Source organism: Mesorhizobium sp. M8A.F.Ca.ET.202.01.1.1 (genome assembly GCF_004791595.1).
Lineage (GTDB): Bacteria > Pseudomonadota > Alphaproteobacteria > Rhizobiales > Rhizobiaceae > Mesorhizobium.
The window spans coordinates 1-490 of the sequence record NZ_SRUN01000065.1 but is presented as its reverse complement, the minus strand read 5'-3'; the positions used below and the strand labels follow the sequence as shown (position 1 = coordinate 490).

Sequence of the window (490 nt, the reverse complement as noted above, 5' to 3'; positions counted from 1 at the left end):
ATCACGGCGGCTCTTCGTCCGCCAACCTGACCATCACCATCACCGGCACCAATGACGCGCCGGTGGCGGTGGCCGATGCGGCGGCGGTGAAGGAAGACACCAACACGCTGGCCGATCCCAATCCGGTCAGCGGCAATGTGCTTTCCAACGACACCGATGTCGACAATGGCGACACGCATAGCGTCAGCGCCGTCAACGGCTCGGCTGGCAATGTCGGCAACGACCTGGTCGGCACCTATGGCACGCTGCATCTCAACAGCGACGGCAGCTACAGCTATACGCTCGACAATGGCCTGGCCTCGGTGCAGCAGCTTGCCGAAGGCGCCACCGTCACCGACGTCTTCAGCTACACCAACTCGGACAACCACGGCGGCACCTCGAGCTCCAGCCTGACCGTCACCATCAACGGCACCAATGACGGCCCGGTGGCGGTGGCCGATGCGGCGGCGGTGAAGGAAGACACCAACACGCTGGCCGATCCCAATCCGGT

Annotated in this window: 1 protein-coding gene; it reads left to right on the top strand. The window is 64.3% G+C overall.

The annotated features are described in order from the left end of the window. On the top strand, nucleotides 1-490 hold a 490-nt coding region (locus EN845_RS33840), incomplete at both ends, for a VCBS domain-containing protein (RefSeq protein WP_135931270.1).